18 protein-coding genes and 1 tRNA gene are annotated in these 22,813 nt (G+C 38.8%); 16 read left to right on the top strand and 3 right to left on the bottom strand.

Going from position 1 to position 22,813, the window contains the following annotated elements:
- The first annotated feature begins 3 nt into the window (after nt 1-3).
- Both rplI and dnaB read left to right on the top strand, forming a co-directional pair.
- A complete protein-coding gene (gene rplI / locus AC1Z3K_RS09590) occupies nt 4-456 on the top strand; it encodes a 50S ribosomal protein L9 (protein WP_426083167.1) in 453 nt (150 codons plus the stop codon).
- 203 nt (nt 457-659) lie between these two features.
- Entirely contained in the window at nt 660-2,030 is a 1,371-nt protein-coding gene (gene dnaB / locus AC1Z3K_RS09595; protein WP_426083169.1) for a replicative DNA helicase, read from the top strand.
- A gap of 41 nt (nt 2,031-2,071) precedes the next feature.
- Here the strand turns inward: dnaB and AC1Z3K_RS09600 are convergent, their stop codons facing one another.
- Complete coding sequence (locus AC1Z3K_RS09600) at nt 2,072-2,290, bottom strand: hypothetical protein (protein WP_461732585.1); 219 nt, start codon at nt 2,288-2,290, stop codon at nt 2,072-2,074.
- Nucleotides 2,291-2,620: 330 nt separating this feature from the next.
- Between AC1Z3K_RS09600 and AC1Z3K_RS09605 the strand changes: the two genes are divergently transcribed.
- The 4 genes from AC1Z3K_RS09605 (at nt 2,621) to AC1Z3K_RS09620 (ending at nt 6,858) form a co-directional block, all read left to right on the top strand.
- Nucleotides 2,621-3,913, top strand: a complete 1,293-nt coding sequence (locus AC1Z3K_RS09605) for an adenylosuccinate synthase (RefSeq protein WP_426083171.1) — start codon at nt 2,621-2,623, stop codon at nt 3,911-3,913.
- 154 nt (nt 3,914-4,067) lie between these two features.
- Nucleotides 4,068-4,934 carry a DegV family protein gene (locus AC1Z3K_RS09610; protein WP_461732586.1) on the top strand — a complete coding sequence of 289 codons (867 nt, stop codon included), beginning with the start codon at nt 4,068-4,070 and terminating at the stop codon, nt 4,932-4,934.
- A gap of 171 nt (nt 4,935-5,105) precedes the next feature.
- Nucleotides 5,106-5,175 (top strand) — tRNA-OTHER (locus tag AC1Z3K_RS09615).
- A 207-nt stretch (nt 5,176-5,382) separates the two neighbouring features.
- The gene (locus AC1Z3K_RS09620) at nt 5,383-6,858 is read left to right on the top strand and encodes a DUF2828 family protein (RefSeq protein WP_461732587.1); all 1,476 of its coding nucleotides are present in this window, start codon (nt 5,383-5,385) and stop codon (nt 6,856-6,858) included.
- A gap of 99 nt (nt 6,859-6,957) precedes the next feature.
- On the opposite strand, the gene AC1Z3K_RS09625 is transcribed toward AC1Z3K_RS09620, so the two are convergent.
- Nucleotides 6,958-8,589, bottom strand: coding sequence for an ABC-F family ATP-binding cassette domain-containing protein (locus AC1Z3K_RS09625; protein ID WP_426083176.1), 1,632 nt, complete (start codon nt 8,587-8,589; stop codon nt 6,958-6,960).
- 274 nt (nt 8,590-8,863) lie between these two features.
- On the opposite strand from AC1Z3K_RS09625, the gene AC1Z3K_RS09630 reads away from it, so the two are divergent.
- From AC1Z3K_RS09630 to AC1Z3K_RS09660, 7 genes are all read left to right on the top strand, one after another.
- Nucleotides 8,864-11,728 (top strand): sigma-54-dependent transcriptional regulator, encoded by a 2,865-nt coding sequence (locus AC1Z3K_RS09630; protein ID WP_426083178.1) that lies wholly within the window; start codon nt 8,864-8,866, stop codon nt 11,726-11,728.
- Between the two features lie 276 nt (nt 11,729-12,004).
- Nucleotides 12,005-12,499: a mannose/fructose/sorbose PTS transporter subunit IIB gene (locus AC1Z3K_RS09635; RefSeq protein WP_461732588.1), complete on the top strand. Its 495-nt coding sequence runs from the start codon at nt 12,005-12,007 to the stop codon at nt 12,497-12,499.
- A 294-nt stretch (nt 12,500-12,793) separates the two neighbouring features.
- On the top strand, nt 12,794-13,783 hold the full coding sequence (locus AC1Z3K_RS09640) for a mannose/fructose/sorbose PTS transporter subunit IIA (RefSeq protein WP_426083182.1): 990 nt from the start codon (nt 12,794-12,796) through the stop codon (nt 13,781-13,783).
- A gap of 40 nt (nt 13,784-13,823) precedes the next feature.
- Nucleotides 13,824-14,624: a PTS mannose/fructose/sorbose transporter subunit IIC gene (locus AC1Z3K_RS09645; protein WP_426083184.1), complete on the top strand. Its 801-nt coding sequence runs from the start codon at nt 13,824-13,826 to the stop codon at nt 14,622-14,624.
- Between the two features lie 21 nt (nt 14,625-14,645).
- Nucleotides 14,646-15,557 carry a PTS system mannose/fructose/sorbose family transporter subunit IID gene (locus AC1Z3K_RS09650; RefSeq protein ID WP_426083186.1) on the top strand — a complete coding sequence of 304 codons (912 nt, stop codon included), beginning with the start codon at nt 14,646-14,648 and terminating at the stop codon, nt 15,555-15,557.
- A gap of 236 nt (nt 15,558-15,793) precedes the next feature.
- Complete coding sequence (locus tag AC1Z3K_RS09655; RefSeq protein ID WP_426083188.1) at nt 15,794-16,168, top strand: DUF956 family protein; 375 nt, start codon at nt 15,794-15,796, stop codon at nt 16,166-16,168.
- A gap of 170 nt (nt 16,169-16,338) precedes the next feature.
- A complete protein-coding gene (locus AC1Z3K_RS09660; RefSeq protein WP_461732589.1) occupies nt 16,339-16,869 on the top strand; it encodes an HdeD family acid-resistance protein in 531 nt (176 codons plus the stop codon).
- 101 nt (nt 16,870-16,970) lie between these two features.
- On the opposite strand, the gene AC1Z3K_RS09665 is transcribed toward AC1Z3K_RS09660, so the two are convergent.
- Complete coding sequence (locus AC1Z3K_RS09665) at nt 16,971-17,174, bottom strand: hypothetical protein (RefSeq protein WP_426083192.1); 204 nt, start codon at nt 17,172-17,174, stop codon at nt 16,971-16,973.
- Nucleotides 17,175-17,400: 226 nt separating this feature from the next.
- Between AC1Z3K_RS09665 and AC1Z3K_RS09670 the strand changes: the two genes are divergently transcribed.
- The 3 genes from AC1Z3K_RS09670 to AC1Z3K_RS09680 all read left to right on the top strand — a co-directional run bounded on the left by AC1Z3K_RS09670 (nt 17,401) and on the right by AC1Z3K_RS09680 (nt 22,779).
- Entirely contained in the window at nt 17,401-17,982 is a 582-nt protein-coding gene (locus AC1Z3K_RS09670) for a TMEM175 family protein (protein ID WP_461732590.1), read from the top strand.
- 345 nt (nt 17,983-18,327) lie between these two features.
- Nucleotides 18,328-20,574 carry a hypothetical protein gene (locus AC1Z3K_RS09675; protein ID WP_461732591.1) on the top strand — a complete coding sequence of 749 codons (2,247 nt, stop codon included), beginning with the start codon at nt 18,328-18,330 and terminating at the stop codon, nt 20,572-20,574.
- A 468-nt stretch (nt 20,575-21,042) separates the two neighbouring features.
- Nucleotides 21,043-22,779 (top strand): ABC1 kinase family protein, encoded by a 1,737-nt coding sequence (locus AC1Z3K_RS09680; protein ID WP_461732592.1) that lies wholly within the window; start codon nt 21,043-21,045, stop codon nt 22,777-22,779.
- Nucleotides 22,780-22,813 lie beyond the last annotated feature (34 nt).

The raw sequence follows: 22,813 nt of genomic DNA on the forward strand, positions 1-22,813 counted from the left end.
CAGATGAAAGTAATATTTTTACAAGATGTTAAAGGTAAAGGAAAAAAGGGCGAGGTTAAAGAAGTCCCTACCGGTTATGCACAAAATTATTTGATAAAAAATAATTTAGCTCAAGAAGCAAATAAAGGCAGCATCAGTGCACTGGCAGGTCAGAAAAAGGCACAAGCAAAGCATGAAGCTGAAATTCTGGCGGAGTCAGAGAAGATGAAAGAATTTTTGGAAAAAGAAGACACTGTTATTGAAATAAAAGCGAAGGCTGGAGAAGATGGCCGCTTATTTGGGTCGATTCCTTCTAAACAAATTACGGAAGCATTAAATAAGCAATTCCAAGTAAAATTAGATAAGAGAAAATTGGAATTGGGTCAGCCGATTCGAACGCTAGGTTATACGAATGTTCCTGTAAAACTTCACCACGAGGTAACAGCAGTATTGAAAGTACATGTTGTAGAAGAATAAAAAAAGATTGGACGAAGCAGAATAAATTCTTCTGCTTCGTCTTTGCTATTTTGTATATAGAGTAAAAAAAGAGAAATTTTAAAATTACCATGATTCATTTAAGTAGTATAAAAGAATAGCGTCGGTGTTAACCATATACTTTTCAATAATTTCTTGTTAGAATAGAAAGACTAGAGAAATTCGTTTGTAGGAGAGAAAAATAGATGAATGAAGTATGGCAGGATCGAGTGCCTCCTCAAAATATAGAGGCTGAACAGGCAGTTTTAGGGTCTGTTTTTTTAGACGCTGAAGTAGTCATAGATGCAATGGAATACATAGAACCCAAGGATTTTTACCGCCGTAATCATCAATTGATCTTTCAGGCAATGATTACACTAAATGAACGAAATGAAGCAGTTGATGTTGTTACTGTCAAAAACAAGCTGGAAGAAGAGAATCTACTTGAAGATGTTGGCGGTCTGAGCTATTTATCTGAATTGGCTTTATCTGTCCCAACTGCTGCTAATATCGCACACTATGCTAAAATCGTTGAGCAAAAATCATTACTGCGCAATTTAATTCATACTGCGACTGAGATTGTAACCAAAGGCTTTGAACAAGGCGAAGATGTAGAGACGATATTAGATGATGCGGAACGAAGTATTTTAGAGGTCTCTGAGAAGAGAAACCGAAGCGGCTTTCTGTCTATTTCTGAGGTTTTGAATACAGCGATTGCCAATATCGACCAGCTGTATCAGCAAAACGAAGATATTACTGGTCTGCCGACTGGTTATCAGGCATTGGATAAGATGACTGCGGGGCTACAGCCGGAAGAGCTAATTATCCTTGCTGCCAGACCAGCTGTTGGTAAAACGGCGTTTGCTTTGAACATTGCTCAGAATGTTGGAACGAAAACAGATAAAGCTGTTGCTATTTTCAGTTTGGAAATGGGAGCAGAGTCACTGGTGAATAGAATGCTGTGCGCTGAGGGCTCCATAGAGGCTTCTCACTTGCGAACAGGGCAGTTGTCGGAAGAAGAGTGGCAGAACTTGATTATCGCCATGGGCAGCTTGTCACGAGCAAATATCTATATTGATGATACACCAGGTATCAAGATTTCAGAAATTCGGGCAAAATGTCGAAAACTGGCTCAGGAAAAAGGGAATATGGGTTTAATTCTTATTGATTACCTTCAGCTAATTGAAGGCTCAGGAAAAGAAAACCGTCAGCAGGAAGTTTCTGATATTTCCCGACAGTTGAAAAAGCTGGCAAAAGAGTTAAAGGTTCCGGTTATTGCTCTTTCACAGTTGTCTCGTGGAGTAGAACAAAGACAAGACAAACGTCCCGTATTAAGTGATATTCGGGAATCTGGTTCGATTGAGCAGGATGCGGATATCGTTGCATTTCTATATCGAGATGATTATTATGACCGTGCCGGAGAAGATGATGATCCGGATAGAGAACCACCGGAAATCGATAATGTAGTAGAAGTTATTATTGAGAAAAACCGTAGTGGTGCCCGGGGAACTGTAGAACTACTATTTATCAAAGAATACAATAAGTTTTCCTCGCTATCTTTAAGAGAAGATTTTTAGGGAAAAGCTATTAGCTGTTAATTAAGATGGTACAGGAGTGTTTAGTCCCGAGAACCAAATAGGTACTGTTTAACATCAGCTCGTTCCTCACTGTGTTTCTCAGCAATAAGAAGAAATTCACGGAAATGACAGGAAACACGAATGTGAGCCAGTCGATGTTGACTGATTCCTACCTGATGTTCTTCAAATTTTTGTGATTTTCGGCTTATTTCCGAAGGTCTTGCTCCTGCGGTTACTCGTCGCAGCTGGTAGTAAGACATGTGCTCCTGCGATTACTCGTCGCAGTTCAATGCTGGTATGTGCTACTGTCCCCACCGTTTATTCGGATTCCAAGTGAGTAGGATATAACTCAATGAGTTATGCTACTCACTTTTCTTTTGGAAAAATTACTGAAGAATAAAAATTTATAAGAACTGCTAAAAACTATAAAATTCGTATTTTTTATAAAAATGGAACTTTGAAAACAAAATCGTTCGTGTTTTAACTTGATAATCTTTTTTTTAGAAACTAATATTCGATTTTTCGTTGAAAACTTCGCTTATTATTGTTACAATAGATGCGGATTAAATAATAAAGAATGAGGTGCTTAAATGTCATCTGTAGTAGTAGTAGGAACACAATGGGGCGACGAAGGAAAAGGAAAGATCACAGACTTTTTAAGTGAAAATGCAGAAGTAATCGCACGTTACCAAGGCGGAGATAATGCCGGTCATACAATTAAGTTTGATGGAACAACCTATAAATTACACCTCATCCCTTCAGGTATTTTTTATAAAGATAAAATTAGTGTTATAGGGAATGGTGTTGTAGTTAACCCTAAATCTTTAGTGAAAGAACTGAAATATTTAAAAGAAAACAATGTTGCCACAGATAATCTGAGAATTTCTGATCGGGCACATGTCATACTTCCTTATCACATTCAACTGGATCAGCTGCAGGAGGATGCTAAGGGAGATAATAAAATTGGAACTACAATCAAAGGAATCGGCCCTGCTTATATGGATAAAGCGGCCCGTGTAGGAATTCGAATTGCTGATTTACTGGATAAGGAAATTTTTGAAGAACGGCTGAAAATCAATCTGGAGGAAAAAAACCGCCAGTTTGTTAAGATGTTTGATAGCGAACCAATCGCATTTGAAGATATTTTTGAAGAGTATTATGCGTATGGTCAGGAAATAAAAAAATATGTAACAGATACTTCTGTTATTTTGAACGATGCCCTGGATGCTGGAAAACGAGTTCTTTTTGAAGGCGCTCAAGGGGTTATGCTGGATATCGATCAGGGAACCTATCCTTTCGTAACTTCATCTAATCCTGTTGCCGGCGGTGTGACAATCGGCAGCGGTGTAGGACCATCTAAAATTAATAAAGTAGTTGGTGTTTGTAAGGCGTACACCTCAAGGGTTGGTGATGGACCATTCCCAACAGAATTATTTGATGAGACTGGTGAGCAAATCCGTAAGATTGGTAAAGAGTATGGCACAACAACGGGCAGACCGAGACGTGTTGGCTGGTTTGACACAGTTGTTATGAGACACTCAAAAAGAGTTTCAGGGATTACGAATCTATCCCTAAATTCAATTGATGTATTAAGCGGGTTAGAAACAGTAAAAATCTGTACAGCCTATGAGCTTGATGGAGAACTGATCTATCATTATCCTGCTAGTTTGAAAGAACTAAGCCGCTGCAAACCAGTTTATGAAGAACTTCCAGGCTGGAATGAAGATATTACTCAGTGCAAGACGCTCTCTGATCTACCACTAAATGCCAGAAACTATGTCCATCGGATTTCAGAATTAGTCGGTGTCCGCATCTCTACATTTTCAGTAGGTCCAGACCGGAACCAGACCAATGTTTTGGAAAGTGTGTGGGCGCAGATATAGGCTTTATAAAGCTAAGAGCATCATTTTACAGTTATAAAAATAATTTGCTGAAATAAGATTATTCTCTTATTTCAGCTTTTTTTAAGTCTTCATAGTAAAATAAGTGTAGTTAACAGATTTATGATAAAATGTAGTGAGCGAGGAGGACAATAAAATGACATTTAAGCTAGTGACGGATTCATGCTGTGATCTGCCTTATGAGTTTTTGCAGGAAAATGATGTATCGTTCATTAGTATGACGATAACAATTGATAATAAAGAGCTGATAGATGATTTAGGAGAAACCTTTGACTATTCAGATTTTCTAACAAAAATTAAAAATGGTGCAATGCCGACTACCTCTCAAGTAAATGCTGGACGCTATCAGGAATTTTTCCGGACATTTGTAGAGAAAAAAGAACCCGTACTGTATTTGGCTTTTTCTTCCGGATTAAGCGGTTCTTACCAAAGTGCTGTACAGGCCGTAGAAATGCTTAAGGAAGAATATGAGGAAGTAGCTATCTATGTTGTTGATACTAAAGCAGCCAGTCTAGGAGAGGGATTGCTGGTTCATAAAGCCATAGCGTTGAGAAATGCCGGACATTCTTTAGAAGAGGTATTACTATGGATGGAAGAAAATAAGATGAATGTTCAATCATGGGTAACAGTAGATGATTTAAAGCATCTGGAGCGGGGAGGTAGAATCTCTAAAACAACAGCAGCTATCGGTGGACTAATGAATATTAAGCCGATTATTACTGTGGATAGTGACGGGAAGCTTCAAAATGTAGGGAAAGTTCGCGGTAGAGGAAAAGCACTGAAAAAAGTAATAGATGAAACTGTTCAGAATATTAAAGACCCGATAGACCAGACACTGTTTATTGCATATGCCGGAGATAAAGAGAGTGCGGAAAAGGTTAAAGAGGGACTTGCAAAAGAAATTCAAACAAAAGAAATTTTGTTGTATCCGTTAGGTCCTACGATTACCAGTCATACAGGTTATGGCTGTATTGCTGTATTTTCATTAGGAAAGAAACGATAGTATCAGTATTAAAAGAATAACCAGTTTTTAGTGAATCGAGTATATTTCTTATTCGTTTTTTAGAAGCAGTACATCACCAAACAGATGATGTACTGCTTCTTTTTCTATTTTTTATTTGCGCAACTTTTTTTATAAGATACTTTCTACCCCTCTGACTATAATAGGTTTATCAAGTAAATAGTTTAACGGTTAAACAGCTGATAGTATTCAGCAGATACAGGTTCGAATCCTGTTTTACTTATAAAGACACTTACAGCAACTCAAAACCACTCTACTAGGGATAGAATTAGGAAAAAAAGTGTCTTGTATAAAGAGCGCGCACAGCAAATATTAAAATCTTTCTACCAAAGACTGAAACCATGCGCTCTGTAAAAAGGAGTATGGTAAGAATGATTTGATCAATCATTCTTACCAGATAAAAAGAAAAGTTTAAAAAGGAGGGGACAACATGTTAAAGGAATTGAAACAGATGTTCAATATAACAAAAACAGAAAATGGTGCCTACACATTAAAAAGCTCACTGAATGATTTGCTGGATTTATTCGCTTTAGGCGGATCCTATCGTACCAGAAGTGAGCAGGAGGTAGTTGCTTTATTCCGTAAAGCATTTTTAGAGGATAAGGAGCTAGCAATGAAAACCTTGTTTTATCTGCGGGATATTCGTGGAGGTCAGGGAGAGCGGCGCTTTTTTAGAATTGTATTGAACGACCTAGCCTATAATGAATGTGCAACAGCAAAACAAGTGCTTAAGTTTATACCAGAATATGGACGTTGGGATGATTTGCTTTGGCTGTTGACTACCCCTTTGAAAGAAGAAGTATTAACCATTGTACGCGTTCAATTTTATGCCGATCAATGGAATAATCAACAAAATAAGCCGATTTCATTGCTAGCTAAATGGATGCCGTCTGTTTCTGTGAGAAATCAGGAAAGAAAAGAGCAGTTAAAAATTATTTTAGAAGGCATGCAGCTAAATAAGGCTGACTATCGAAAAGAACTGAGTAAGCTGCGCCGGACATTAGAGATAGTGGAAACAAAGCTGTCAGAGCAAACCTATGAGACCATTAGTTATCAGAATTTGCCCTCTCTTGCCGGTATGAAATATCGCCAGGCATTCTATCGAAATGATGAGGAACGTTATACTGAATATTTGGAGCAGCTGAAAAAAGGAGCTGCAACAATCAATGCAGGAACATTGTACCCTTCAGATATTGTCGGCAAAATTTTGACTACACATATAACTGAAGAAAACAGAACGCTTTATAATGGTCTGTGGGCGAATTTGCCGGACTACATTGGTGAAAGAAAAGAAAAATCTTTAGCCGTAGTAGATGTTTCCGGCTCCATGACCGGCAGGCCGATGGAAGCAGCAATTGCTTTAGGTATTTATTTGTCTGAACGAAACGACAGCGAGTTTAAGAATCATTTTATGACATTTTCAGAATCACCGAAGCTATGTGAATTAAAGGGACAGGATTTTGTCGCAAAGGTTCAAAATCTGCAGAGAGCTTCATGGGGATATAATACCAATCTCGAAAAGGTCTTTCAGGTGATTTTGCAGACCGCCAAACAATATCGCCTCTCTCAAGCGGAAATGATTGAAAAGCTGTATATTATCTCAGATATGGAATTTGATGCTGCGGTGGGAAGAACAGGCGCCGTATATACAAGAGAAACACTATTTAAGACATTAAAACGGATGATGAACCGAGCAGGCTATCAAATGCCTGAGATTGTATTTTGGAATGTGAATGCTCGTCAAAATCAGCTGCCTGTTTCAATGGAAGAAAAATATGTAAAGATGGTTTCAGGTTACAGTCCGTCAGTGTTCGAAGCATTAATCCAAGATCAATCGGTTTCGCCAGTCGATTTTATGATGAAAGTAATTGGCTCGGAACGATACGAACCAATCAAGGTTGCTTAATGAAGCGATAATGAAAAGACATTTTAGTAATAGTAAGCAAAAAAACTGAGGCTGGAATTCTCCAGTCTCAGTTTTTTTAGTCTCTAAAAAGTTTTCAGATTAATATTCTCCAGTAAATAATTCGTCTAGTTGTTTTTGAACGTCCTTGTTTTCCAGGAATTCATCGTAGGTTGTATCTGCACGGTCAACTAGTCCTTTATCAGATACAGCAATAACACGATCTGCTAGAGTTTGAATAAACTGATGGTCATGAGAAGCGAAAAGGATAGCGCCTTTAAATGAAATTAAGCCATCATTTAAAGCTGTGATTGATTCTAAATCTAAATGATTCGTCGGATCATCAAGAACTAACACATTTGATTTAGACAACATCATTTTAGACAGCATGCATCTTACTTTTTCTCCACCGGAAAGTACATTAACAGGCTTCAGTACTTCTTCACCTGAAAACAGCATTCTTCCAAGGAAGCTGCGCAGGAAGGTATTATCATCTTCCTCTTTACTTGCATATTGACGCAGCCAGTCAAGAATTGTTAAATTCGTATCAAATTCTTTGCTGTTGTCTTTTGGCAGGTAAGACTGACTAGTCGTTACACCCCAGCGGACAGTTCCAGTGTCAGGTGTTATTTCACCCATGATAACTTTAAATAGAGTAGTTGTTACAATATCACTATCAGCGATAAATGCAACTTTGTCGTCTTTATTTAAAGTAAAGGAAATATTATCCAGTATTTTTTTGCCGTCAATCGTTACAGAAATATTATCCAGCTGCAGCAGATCGTTTCCAATCTCTCTTTCAGGGCTGAAGCCAACAAAAGGATAGCGGCGGGAAGAAGGTTGGATATCATCCAATGTGATTTTATCCAGCATCTTTTTCCGGGAAGTTGCTTGTTTTGACTTGGAAGCATTCGCACTAAAGCGAGCAATAAAGTCTTGCAGCTCTTTGATTTGTTCTTCTTTTTTAGCGTTTTGATTTGATTGCAGCTTGGCAGCCAGCTGACTCGATTCCAGCCAGAAGTCATAGTTCCCTACATAGAGTTTAATTTTACCAAAGTCTAAATCCGCCATATGTGTACAAACCTTGTTTAAAAAGTGACGGTCATGGGAAACGACGATAACAGTATTATCAAAGTTGATTAGAAATTCTTCCAGCCAATTGATTGAACGAGTGTCCAATCCGTTGGTCGGCTCATCTAGAAGCAAGACATCCGGCTTGCCAAATAAAGATTGGGCAAGCAATACTTTGATTTTTTGTCCAGCAGTTAATTCACTCATTTTCTGATCATGAAGATTTTCCGGAATGTTCAAACCTTGGAGTAAGACAGCTGCTTCAGGTTCTGCTTCCCAGCCATCTAATTCAGCAAATTCGCCCTCTAGCTCAGCAGCACGAATGCCGTCTTCATCAGAGAAGTCTTCCTTCATATAAACAGCATCTTTTTCCTTCATTACTTCATATAAGCGTTTATGTCCCATAATGACTGTTTCAAGGACAGTATAATCTTCATAATCGAAATGATTCTGTTTCAAGGTTGCCATACGTTCATCTGGACCTAAAGAAACTGTCCCGGTTGTCGGCTGAATTTCCCCAGATAAAATTTTCAGAAAAGTCGATTTTCCGGCACCATTTGCCCCGATTAATCCGTAGCAGTTTCCTGGATTAAATTTAATATTTACATCATCAAAAAGTTTGCGGTCAGAAAACAACAAACTTACATCATTTACAGTAATCAATTTTTTTCCTCACTTTTCTATATATACTTAAGCCTCTTTGCATTATATCGGGGAAAGCTTGATTTTTCAAGCTGTTTCAATGTTTCCTTTCATTATATAAGTCAAATTGAATGTAAAAATCATGAAATGATGAAAAAAACAGTGAATCTTAACATAAGACAAAATAAAAACAGCTCTTTTTTTGGGCAGATATAGATATTAGTGTACTTTTTTAAGAATACACTGTATGATACACATGAATATAGTGTATCGCTAGAAGGGGCTGGAGTTAACTATGAAAAGAATTGAGAAGATTTATCTGTATGTCAAAGAGAAAACTGAAAACCTGTCGCCTTCAGATATGCCTATAGGGTTTGGACTAACGACCTCTGATATATCTGATGCACTAAACATTCAGCGGACTAATGCTAGTAAGGATTTAAACGAACTTGTTCGGGAAGGTCTTCTGGAGAAAGTCGATGGACGTCCTGTAAGATACGTTGATAAGTCGGTTAGCCAATATCGTCCATTAAAAAAACATGTAAAGAGCTATCGGGAAATAGAAAATAAAGTGGCTTCCTCATCCGTACAAAAGGGAGATAAAACGAGCTATGCAATGAATGATATCTTTCAACAGATGATTGGTGCAGCAGGCAGCATGAAAACTCCTGTAGAGCAGGCGAAAGCAGCAATCCTGTATCCGCCGAAAGGGTTGAATTGTCTAATTATTGGACCAACTGGTTCTGGAAAGACGTATTTCGCACATGCGATGTTCCAGTTTGCCAGACGAAATGATATTGTTCAGGAAAATAAAGAGCTGATTGTATTTAACTGCGCAGATTATGCCCATAATCCAGAATTGCTGATGTCCCATCTTTTTGGTTATGTTGAGGGTGCTTTTACTGGAGCAACGGCAACTAAAGAAGGAATCATTCATGAAGCGGACGGTGGTATTCTGTTTCTGGATGAAGTTCACCGGCTGCCTCCGGAAGGTCAGGAGATGATTTTCTATTTTATGGATCATGGGACCTATTCCCGACTTGGAGAAACAACGAAAAATAATCATGCTGATGTGCGGATTATTTGTGCGACAACGGAGAATCCGGCTTCTTCACTGTTGAATACATTTGTTCGGCGAATTCCAATTATTATTCAACTGCCGAATTTTAATGATCGGCCGGCGAAAGAAAAAGTTGAACTAGTTAAGATTATGGTTGCGTTGGAAGCGAGCCGGATTCAGCGAAAGATCTCTCTTTCAGAGGATGTTGTTAAGGCTTTGATTGGCAGTGTGACATATGGGAATGTGGGGCAGTTGAAATCCAACGTTCAGTTGGTTACGGCTAGAGGCTTCCTGAATCATATCGATCAGCCGGAGATGGTGATTACGATGGACGAACTGACAGATGGGATTAAGCAGGGAATGCTCCAGCTGGCCAGTAATCGTGAAGCTCTGGCAGAATTATCACAATATCTTGAACCTCAGATGGTGGTGGAACCAAATACTTCTTTAGTTACGGTTCAGTCAGATGCATACGAACTGCCATATAATCTTTACGAAATCATAGGAGATAAAGCAGCTCTGCTGAAAGCCGATGGATTGGATCAGGAAGTAATTAATAATTTTATTACAACGGATATTAATGTTCATTTGAAATCATTTTACAGAAATCACGGCTTTACTTTTGATACAGAAAAAAAGCTGGCAGAAATCATGGATCAGCAAATTATAGATATTACCCGCAAGGTGTTCACCTTTGCTAAAACAAAATTAGGCTATGATTTCCAATCCAACTTTATTTATGCGATGAGTCTGCACATCAGTTCATTTCTCAAACGTATTCAGATTGGCGATAGCCGGCAGCATCATTTAAATGAGAATCTGCGCAATATGGTGCTAGGCTATCCGAAGGAGCTGGAAACAGCTCAGGCTATTAAAGGAATTATCGAAGAAGAGTATCAACTGTCAATTCCTGAATCAGAAATTTATTATTTGGCAGTGCTGCTAATCTCTCTGCGGGAAAATAAAGGTGCCGGCCGTATAGGGATTGTCGTTGCAGCTCACGGCAACAGTACAGCAACCAGTATGGTGGATGTTGTCATGCAGCTGTTGAATGTGGATAATTTAAGAGCGGTGGATATGCCGCTTGAAATGAAGCCGCAGGAAGCACTACAGAAAATTCTCACAGCTGTTAAAGCCATAGATGAAGGCAGCGGAGTTATTTTATTAGTAGACATGGGATCTTTAGGAACATTTTCTGAAGAGATTGTTCGTCAGACAGGCATTGATGTACGAACAGTAGACATGGTGACAACACCTATTGTATTGGAAACGGCTAGAAAAACCACACTGCTGGATACACATTTGGAAGACTTGTATGATTCTCTGAAAAGCTTCCGTGGGTATGCAGGTATCCATCCGTTGAAAGATACAGGTGTCAGTAAGTCGGTCTTTAAGAAAAAAGCAATTTTAGCTATCTGCGCCTCTGGCGAAGGAACGGCTCAGCGGATGAAGGAATTAATTGAGGGCTATCTGACACCACAAACAGAGCAGCATTTAACCGTACTGCCGTATTCTATACTAGATATCAATAAGAGTTTGGGTGGTATTTATAAAGAATACAAAGTAGTAGCGGCCACAGGGATTACAGATCCTAAAATAGATGCGCCTTTTATCCCAATGGAAACCTTTTTTTCGGGAGAAGCTGGAGAAATTATCAATCGTCTGGCCCATGATGATGAGCTGGCCATTCAGAATGTACAAGTAGATGAAGACGCGGCAAAGCAGATTTGTCTGGATTACATGGAACAAAGCTTCACCTTTATTAATCCGCAGAAGGTAATAGAGCCGTTGTGGCAGTTTGCCGATACGCTGCAGACAAAGCTGAACTTGCAGCATCCGTATACATTTTATGTGAACCTGATTATGCATATGGCAGGTGTTCTGGAACGCTCACTGCGTCAAGATCCTCTGGCTGTAGAGGAGGAGCAGCTTAATGAAGTCAAGAATGATTCATTTTATAATGAGGTGTCCAAAGCTGTACTGACATTAAATAAAGTATTTAAGCTGACGATTTCTGAGTCGGAGCTATACTACATTCTTCATTTAATTCGCAACTCTCAAAAGGATATAGAAAACAATACAGATGATTTATTTGAATAATACACAAAAAAGATACACTAATTAAAAAATAATTAGTGTATCTTTTTTTGTTTGAAATACTTATATATAAAGGAATTATTAAGAAAAAAACACAAATACACTAACTTGGCACGATAGTTGCTTATAATATAGTGAATCAAAATCCATAAGTCAAAAAAGCTTTATTTTGGCATTATCTTTTAGAACATAGTATTTTTATGAAGAGATGAGTCAATTTAAGAAATGCTTTCTTCCCCAGTGAGATAGACAATTGGACAAAAAGGAGTGTTGTCTTAAATGGATATTCGCTTGACAAGAATTGATGATCGGCTAATTCATGGCCAGGTGGCAACTGTCTGGACAAAAACGATGAATATCAACCGGATACTGGTTGTCAGCGACACGGTCTCTAAGGATTTGCTGAGAAAAGAATTGTTGATTCAGGCGGCTCCGCCGGGCGTAAAAGTAAACGTCATTCCGGTGAATAAGTTGATTCAAGTGTTTCCTGATGAGCGCTTTGATGATAGCTTCAGAGTCATGCTGCTGTTTACGAATCCAGAAGATATTGAGCGTGTAGTCAGACAGGGGGTAGCGATATCTGCTGTCAATATCGGCGGAATGAGTTTTTCCAAAGGGAAAAAAATGATTACCAATGCTGTTGCTGTGGATGCTCGGGATATTGAAGCTTTTCAATATCTGGATGCACAGGGAATTACGCTGGAAATTCGAAAAGTAGTGGCAGATAGTAAAGTTCATTTGATGGAGCTGCTGAAAAAGGAACAACTGTTGTAGGGGTCGGATCAGTTTTTGCGGACAGTCTCTTTGAAATTATTAAGAAGTGAACGGATAGGTTTGAGACTGGAAAGGATGTGATTGTCTCAATATATATGAATCCTGTTAAACAAACTATTTCAGAGGATTTATATAGTAAAAAAGGCAGTTTATTATTGAACTGTTTCTGATCGTTTTTATTACTTTATTTTTAACTGAACTTTTTATTTATATGTATGTCAATTTTAAAAGCAATGAGAGCAGTGAAATGATAATTGTCGCAAGAGGATGAATAAGTATAGGAGGTATCCAATTATGGTAGGGATTATTCTTGCAAGTCATGGAAAATTCGCTGAAGGTATTTTACAGTCAGGCTCCATGATTTTTGGCGAACAGGAAAATGTTCAAGCTGTGACATTAATGCCCAGCGAAGGACCAGATGATTTAAAAGGAAAACTGATTCAGGCAATCGAAACATTTGACGATAAAGACGAAGTATTGTTTTTAGTCGATCTTTGGGGCGGTACACCTTTCAATCAGGCTAATAGTCTTTATGAGGAACATAAAGATAAATGGGCAATCGTCAGCGGATTGAATTTACCAATGCTGATTGAAGCCTATTCTTCCCGTTTTTCTATGAATTCAGCACAAGAAATTGCAGCACATGTTTTAGGTGTAGCAAGAGAAGGTGTGAAAATCAAGCCGGAAGAACTGGAACCTGAGGAAGCACCAAAAGCAGCTGTAGAAGATGGACAGCCTAAAGGCGCTTTACCTGAAGGAACAGTTGTCGGAGACGGTAAAATCAAATACGTGCTGGCACGTGTAGACTCACGTCTGCTTCATGGTCAGGTGGCAACAGCATGGACGAAATCAGTTCAGCCAAACCGGATTATTGTAGTTTCAGATGCAGTATCAAAAGATGATTTGCGTAAGAAACTGATTGAACAGGCAGCTCCTCCAGGAGTAAAAGCTAATGTAATACCAATCAGCAAAATGATTGAGATTGCAAAAGATCCGCGCTTCGGTAATACTAAAGCATTGTTGTTGTTTGAAAATCCAGAAGATGTTCTTACAGCAATTGAAGGCGGCGTTGATATTAAAGAAGTGAATGTTGGTTCTATGGCCCACTCTGTAGGAAAAGTAGTTGTAAGCAAGGTGTTGTCTATGGGTCCTGAAGATGTAAAAGCTTTCGAAACAATGAAAGAAAAAGGCATCAAATTCGATGTACGTAAAGTACCAAACGATTCTCATGACAACATGGATGAAATCATTAAAAAAGCAAAGGCTGAATTAGCCAAAGCATAATGACACAACAAACTCAAATTAATTAGGAGGTTGAGGATTAATGTCTATTATTTCAATAATCTTAGTAGTACTAGTTGCTTTTCTGGCTGGTATGGAAGGGATTCTCGATGAGTTCCAGTTCCACCAACCATTAGTTGCATGTACATTAATCGGTTTAGTAACCGGTAACCTTGAAGCATGTATCATTCTTGGTGGTACACTTCAAATGATCGCTCTTGGATGGGCAAATATCGGAGCAGCAGTAGCGCCCGATGCAGCCTTGGCGTCTGTCGCATCAGCAATTATTTTAGTTTTAGGTGGACAGGGTGACAAAGGTGTGGCATCAGCGATTGCAATTGCCGTTCCTCTGGCAGTAGCTGGTCTATTCTTAACAATGATTGTTCGTACTTTAGCTGTTCCAATTGTTCACTTGATGGATGCGGAAGCTGAAAAAGGAAATATTCGCGGTGTTGAAATGTGGCACATCATTGCAGTAGCTATGCAAGGTCTGCGTATTGCTATTCCAGCTGGGGCACTGTTATTCATCCCAGCACATACAGTTCAATCTTTCTTGGAATCAATGCCTGCATGGTTAACAGATGGTATGGCAATCGGTGGTGGAATGGTTGTTGCCGTTGGTTATGCGTTAGTAATCAATATGATGGCAACAAAAGAAGTATGGCCATTCTTTGTTATTGGTTTTGTTGTCGCAGCAATTTCTCAGCTTACACTAATCGCACTTGGTGCACTAGGTGTGGCGCTGGCTCTTATTTATCTAAATCTTTCTAAAATGGGCGGTTCTTCAAACGGCGGTGGCGGCGGCCATGGCGATCCGTTGGACGACATTTTGAATGACTACTAAACCTGAAGGAGGAGAATAGAAATGGCAGAAAAAATTCAATTAACTAAAAAAGATCGTTTAGCCGTTGCGTGGCGTTCTACCTTCATTCAAGGTTCTTGGAACTATGAACGTATGCAAAATGGCGGTTGGGCATTTGCAATGATCCCGGCAATTAAGAAATTATATAAATCAAAAGAAGATCGTACAGCAGCATTGAAACGTCACTTGGAATTCTTTAATACTCACCCATACATTGCTTCACCTATCTTAGGTGTAACTTTAGCGCTTGAAGAAGAGCGTGCAAATGGAGCAGCGGTAGATGATGTAGCGATTCAAGGGGTTAAGGTTGGTATGATGGGACCATTAGCCGGTGTCGGTGACCCGGTATTCTGGTTTACAGTGCGTCCGATGTTAGGAGCTTTAGGTGCATCATTAGCCATGGGCGGTAACATTCTTGGTCCAATCATCTTCTTTGTAGCTTGGAACATTATCCGTTGGGCATTTATGTGGTATACACAAGAATTTGGCTATAAAGCAGGTTCAAAAATCACAGAAGATCTTTCCGGCGGTTTGCTTCAAGATGTAACTAAAGGGGCGTCTATTTTAGGGATGTTCGTATTAGCGGCTTTGGTACAGCGGTGGGTATCTATTAAATTCCTGCCAGTTGTTTCGACTGTTAAGCTGGATAAGGGTGCCTATATCGAGTGGGACAAACTTCCTTCCGGTGGTGAAGGTATCCGTCAAGCCTTTGAACAAGTCAACTCAGGATTGGCTCTTTCTTCTGATAAAGTGACAACATTGCAAAACAACTTGGATCAGTTGATTCCTGGTCTGGCAGCATTATTGCTTACATTGCTATGCATGTGGCTGCTTAAGAAGAAAATTTCTCCAATCGTTATCATTCTTGGCTTATTCGTAGTCGGAGTACTAGGACATGTAATTGGTCTGTTATAATCGACACGTTTAACAAGAAGGTAGTCAAGCATGTAGCTGCAGGAAACGGGTAAGCAACAAATACTCAATTCTATCGTAAACGATTGAAAAAGAGTAGGTTTCAACGCAGTATTTATCCGGTTTCGGAATAGTTGAAGCGGCTGCGACATTTTGTCCAGCCGCTTTTTAATAGCCAATTTACCGGAAATAACGGTATAATGAAAACAAGTATATTTTATAAGAATGGAGCAGAGACAATGGTTCAATCACTGAATACAAAAATAGATTTAGTCATCGATGGGACTGCTTTTACTGGACTTACTGATTACGGTCAGATAATGATTGGTGATCAGGGGTTTGAATTCTATAATTCACGTGACACACGGAAATACATCCAAATTCCCTGGGAAGAAGTGGACTATGTAGTTGCCTCTGTGTTGTTCAAAGGGAAATGGATTCCACGTTACGCAGTACAAACAAAGCAAAATGGAACATTCACTTTTGCTTCCAAGGAACCTAAAAAGGTTTTGAGGGCCATCAGAGAGCACGTTGCTTCAGACCGCATGGTTCAATCCTTAGGATTTTTCGACGTGATTAAACGTGCAGTTCAATCAAAACGCAAACGGAGCTAGAATGAAAAGATGACAAAACTAAGAGAATACAGCTAGAAGATCAGACAATGCCGATAGTGGTGTGTCTGATTTTTTTTATTGAAAAAAGCCGTTTCTTTTGACCAGAAAATTTTCAGGAAGTACCATTAAGTATGTAAAGAATATATAAGAAGAAGGAAGTGTGAAAAATCATGAATGAAACTAGAAATAATGGGATTGACTGGGGCTCCTTGCTGCTGGGTATTCTATTTGTTCTAACCGCCCTGCTTTCTTTTCAGGATCCAGCTGGAAATCTAATTGCTATTGTGATGGTCTTTGCAGTTTTCGCCATTTTTAAAGGAATTTTTGAACTGATTGGTAGAAACAGGCTGAAACAGCTGACAGGCTATAGAGCTTATGCACCAATTGTTTTAGGAGTCATTGATATTATTATTGGTATCTATTTTCTATTTAATTTGGGTGTCGGAGTTTCTGTACTTCCGTATATTTTTGCTATCTGGTTTATTGTGGATTCTGTTTTCGGTTTGTTTACTTTAGAGTTAGCTAGAGCATTTAATACTGGCTATTACTGGTTCACATTAATTGTAGATATTCTAGGTATTATTTTAGGGTTTATTTTATTGTTTAACCCGCTGTCATCCGCGTTAACCTTAAGCTTCTTAGTTGGTTTCTACTTTATGATGTTCGGAATTACTCATATTGTTTATGCTTTCCGCTCATGAGTTTAATCAATATTCAGTATTAAGATACAGCGAAAAAGTGATGGAAAGCAAGAGTTTCTTCAATGCTTTCCATCACTTTTTTATATCAAGAAAAATTATTTTTAGCGGTAATATCTGCGGTTGTTTCCAGAATTTCCTGAAACCAGACGTACAAGCCAAACAATGACTGCTACAGGAATCAAAATCTTGATGGCAAACCATAACAGACTTCCCACAATTCCCATTACCATACTTAGAATAATACCAGCTGCAAAGAAAAGCCCAATTAAAGTCAACACGTTTACTACTAATGATTTGTTGTTCATTTTTATCTCTCCGATCATCTTGTTTGTTTTCTATAATAAGAGTATACCAAGAGATGGATAAGGAAACATCCACCTGAAGACCGATTTATCATCGGACTCTGGAAGGGGACAACGACTAGTATAAGGGAGCTGGCTGAACAATCTTAGTGTCAAACATGGGAAGAAGACATATTAATTGTTTTTGATGAAAAAGCAGGTAAAATGATGTAAGAATGGGGTGAGAGAAATGTCAAAGACAAGGATAGAAGCATTTACGGATGCAGTGATTGCAATTATTATGACGATTCTGGTTTTGGAATTATTACCTCCAGATTCTGATACATGGGCTGCTTTATATCAAATTGGACATAAAATTTTTATTTATATTATCAGCTTTATTATGCTGGCTATCTATTGGAATAACCACCACCATATGTTTCAGATGGTCCACAGGATTAGCGGTCGGGTTTTATGGGCGAATAACTTTTTTATTTTCTCATTGACCTTGATGCCGTTTGCTACAGCATGGGTTGGAGATTATTTAGACAGTCTAGTTCCAGAGCTTGTGTACGGGCTGGTGGTTCTGCTTGCTGATTTTGCCTATTTTATTTTAATGCGCGAGTTGATGAAAGCTGATGAAAAAAATAAGAAGCTGAGAGATGCATTGAATAGGTACTATAAAATGTATATATCGCTGGGATTGAATGTTACCGGGTTAGTGTTGGGCTGGCTTATTCATCCATATCTTGTATTAATTGTAAACATAGGGATTTTGATTATGTGGTTTATACCAGAAAAGAGAATAGAGCAGCAGTATAAGGAGCAGTGAATGACTGCTTCTTTTTTTATAGAACGGAGCGCTGCAAAGGGTAGTTGAGTTGAAGCAGTAAATACTATAAAATAGAGATATATTTATACATAAGAAATAATAGAGTAAATAGTCACTAGGTTGGTTGCTATATATATCCTATTGAATAGTTCGTTTATGTAACAAAATATATATTTTCTCAAATGTTTTTAAAAGTCTCTTTATTTTAGGAAAGAATTTTTGTCTTTTTTAGTGTAAAATAAAGAGTGGATTATACTATAGAAAATCAGATCCGCTATGCTGAGGCATTGTTCACGAAAAAGTGATGGGATAAATGGATAGATCTAAAGGGGTCATTAGCCAGCTATGGAAAATTTAAACAAACACACACAAGGAAGTAAAAAAATCTTTTTGAGAAAAGAAATTGAACCGGAGCGTCTAGGGGAAGAAATCTATTCAGATGATATCCTTTGTCAGTACTCGGTTTATTTAGTGCGGAAATTTGAAGAAGAAACGGATTATCAGGATCTTGCTCAGATGGAACGTCTACTTGCCGATTTGCCGGAACGATTCAATGAAGATTTTCAAGACATTGTTGCTAAGAACATGTATGTACGAACAACGCAGAAATCAGTTTACGTGACGCTGCTGTTGGCATTGCCGCAGCCCTTGAGTAAAATTCAGATTGTTGAACTGAAGGATTGGATGGGCAGTGTAGACATTCCATCACCTGCGCTAGAGCATGTATCCAATTTTAGTGGTTCGAGTACTACCGCATCAGACGATCAGATGGTTCGTGAATGGCAGGAGACGAATAGTGAGGTTTTACTGCTGACTGAAATGATGAATCAGTTCAATGAAAGTCTGTCAGATGTATATGCTGAGATACAGGCAGTGAAAACTAAAAAAACACCGCCTGTAATGAAAGTAGTTAAGAGTGAATCAGCTGCGAAAAAAGTACTTGAAGAAGAAACTCTTAATGGCCAGCGTATAGATGAGCTTGCAGCCAAGGTTGACAAAATAATGGCGGATTTTGAGACGTTTAAACAAGAGACTGCTGTTCGGCTGGAAAAGGCAGAGCAGCCTGCTCCTGCTAAAAGAACACCACCGAAGTTCAAGATTTATTTTGATGGAAAAGGTGGAAAAAAACCTTCGCTGGAGCAGCGTTTAGATAAAACGCTGGAACAGCTTGCGGCTTTATCTAGCAAATCAGAGTTTTCTCAGCGTGAAATTGAAAAGCTGGGAATGAAAATCGAAAGAGAAGCTAGAAAAACCAAGGAATTGTATCGGAATCAAAGCGGTACGGCTAAGGTTGCTGAAAATACAACAACTCTTGAAGAAAAGATGGCTTTGACCAGTGAAGAAGTTATTTCAATTTCCCAGCAGCTTCAGGAGATTAATTCTAAATTAAGTACAGTAGAAACAAAAGTTTCAAAGGTGGAGCAAACACCGGAAGAAATTGAACAAAAGGTAATGGATCACGGCAAACTTCAACAGACAGCGTCTGAAACTATGAAGTTGAACCAAGTGATTGATCAGCTTTCTGAAAAACTGGAGACTGTAGAGAGTGACTTGACCAGCGTGAAGCGCAAAGAAATTCCTGTTGTGAAGCTCAAAAAGAGTGAGACAGTTAAAAAATTGTCAGATCAACACCAAAAAGATCAGGATCAGTTAATGGCCAATGCTGTGGAAATAAAGAAACTAAGCCAGACCGTTGGGAAAGTAGATATTCAACTGATTCAAGCACATCAAAAAATTGCTGAACTGGAACAAAAAATACGTTTAGGCGGCACTGTACCTGCAGCGGCTCCTCGGTCTCAGACACAACCGATGCAGCAGACACAACAACCAGCTGCAGCACCGCCTGTTTATTCAAATCAGCCGCCAGTGACGGCGAATCCGATAAAGAATCAGCCGCCGACACAGCCAATGAATGTACAGCCGCCAGCACCACAGCCGCAAAGACCGGTGAGTCAGCCAGTCAACGCGCAGGCTGGAGCAGGCGAGCTAGGAGATACAAGAAGATTTCCAACAAAGGAAACATTTTTACAGGCTTCCAGGCCCATCCCGAATTATCGAGGAGCAAATCAGCCGCAGCCTCCAGTCGTCGAGGAGACACCGACAGTGACTCTGGCAATTGAAGAAATGTTGGATCGGGTTTCCGATCATCCGAAAAGAACGGAACCTGTCAGCAGGCCAGTACCGGAACGCAGCCAAGTAGCTACTACTTCATTAAGAAGACTAAAGAAGCTGGAAAATGACATATTTACGAGTTTTAGCAAAATAAAAAGTGGTATTGGCAGCCGTGGTATGGTTGCTAAGGAAGATTTTTATGCAAATATCCGTCAAATTGAGGTTCTACCCTATCTATGGTCAACTATCCATACGGAAAACGGACCACAGCAGGATATTCTTTTAAATGGTCAGCTTAGTTGTCAAAAGCTGATTGATGCTGTACCTAAATTTTTAGAAGAAGTAGAAGAAATTGCTTCAAAGAGAAAGGTCATGGGTAAGTGGATTTATTGTCCAAAGGAAGTTGAACAGAGAATGGAAGGCTACAAGCTGTTAAACGAATATTTTGAATTAACTTTATCCAACCGTCCAGTTAGGTAAATTAGTTTTTATGTCATCAAATTGCGCTGGCAAAACAAAGAATTGAATATCATCAAAGAGCTTGAAGCAAAAACAGGAAATTTCTGGTTTTGTTTCAAGTTTTCTATTTGACTAAGGGAAACTTCCCTAATCCATCTGAACAGCTGGCCGAAAGCGACTTGGTAAACAGATGATAATTCCCAATGTACCTTTGAAACTGCTTCTCCTTTTCAGTGTTGTGAAAAAATAAGACAATGATTTCATATTATTAGTTTGCTGTTTCTTTTTTTGTTTGACTACTTAAATAATGCTGATGAATTTCCACCAATACAGAAAATTATAAAGTCGTAAAAGCAACTATAGCACAGAAGTAGTTTAACGAATGCGGTATTCGCTGTCTTCATTAATTAGGGGGTTGCAGACCTCTTGCTCTGAGTTGCTCAAATAAATGATTACAGGTACTATTGAGGTGTGAAGGAGGGAATGGATATGGCGACAGATGAAGGTAAAAAATATAAGAAAAGCACTCGATTTAGACAAATCACCAAAATATTTATGGAACATAATGTGATTACAAATATGGTGAGACAAACACACCCGGAGGAAGTTCGAGAGGCTTTTGAAAAACTGGGACCAACATTTATTAAAATTGGACAGATGCTGTCTGTTCGAACAGATATTCTGCCTCCGCCCTTTATTGATGAGTTAAAAAAACTACAGGATGACGTGAAAACCGATGATTATCCGCTGATTAAAGAAATCATAGAATCTGAAGCAGGACAATCTGTTCAAAGCCTTTTCTCTTCTTTTGAAGAAATCCCATTTGCCTCAGCTTCAATGGGTCAAACCCACAAAGCTGTTTTGAAGAGTGGAGAGGAAGTTGCTGTAAAGGTTCAACATGCAGGTATTCGTGAAGAAATCACGCTGGACCTTTCTCTTCTGGAACGTGCTCTGCCATTAATAAAATACATTCCTGAATCAAAGGTTGTCGATTTGAGGAATATCTTTCTGGAAATTAAAGAATCCCTTCAAAAAGAGTTGGATGCCATTCAGGAAGCAGCAAACGCTGAATACTTCTATGAGTTGAATAATGGCTGGGAAATGATTCGCGCTCCCAAAATCTATCAGGAGTACTGCACCTCAAGAGTGTTGGTGATGGAATATATAGACGGGGAAAGTATCCGCAGCTTTTTCAGCAATCAGCTGCAGACAGACCCTGCTAGTAAAAAGCTGAGGAAAGAGTTTGGAGATGCGTTAGTTCGGAACTTCATCAAGCAAGTATTTGAAGATGGTTATTTCCATGCTGACCCTCATCCGGGAAATATTTTTGTGCAAAAAGTGGACTTGGAAAGTTCTATCCCTAATGGAATACGAAAAGGACAGCAATTTCAGAAAAAATTTAAGCATACAACGGTTGATTTTGTTTATCAGGATGAAGGTAGGACATTGCCCTATCAGCTGGTATATTTAGATTTTGGTATGATGGGACAGTTGAGTCAGGAGATGATTCAAAAACTGACAGGTGTTATGATTAGCTTATATAGAAATGATGCAAAGGTAACGGGTCAGGCAATTTTGCAGGTATGTAAGCAAATAGGTCCTTTAGATGAAGATATTTTTTATGAACAGCTGACACCGTTACTGGACCAAAACTATGGAGTAGGTATTGGCGACTTGAACTTACAGGCGTTGTTCTTCCAAATTATTGATATTTGTCATCATAATAATCTTCAGGTTCCTAAGGAAGTGACTATGATGATTAAGGCTGTAGTAACTTTTGAAGGGATGATTCGGGAGCTTGATCCTGAGATTTCTCTTGTTGAAATCTCAGCGCCTTTTGCAAAAAAATATTTTACAGAAAAAATTGACTGGTCCACAGAGCTGAAACGAGCTGCACTAGATACATTATATTCAGCAAAAGCGGCTCCTCAAATACCTAGTCGGGCATTAGATGTTCTAGATGACTTGGCTAAAGGAAAATCGAAGGTCAATATTGAATTAAAGAAACAGGATGAGCTGTTAAACCGGCTGGAATCAATGATTAACCGCTTGGTCATCGGACTGATTCTATCGGCATTAATTATCGGTTCATCGATGCTGGTTGAATTTCAAGAAGGATTAACCAGTCGTTTTGTTTCGGTGTTGGGAATTGTAGGGTATGGTGTCGCATTTTTGGCTGTTATATATCTAATCTATGATATCTGGAGAAAGCATAGAAAAAAATAACATAAAATTATATTCTTTAAAAAGTGGAATTTTT

It is taken from the genome of Enterococcus sp. LJL128, assembly GCF_056924295.1.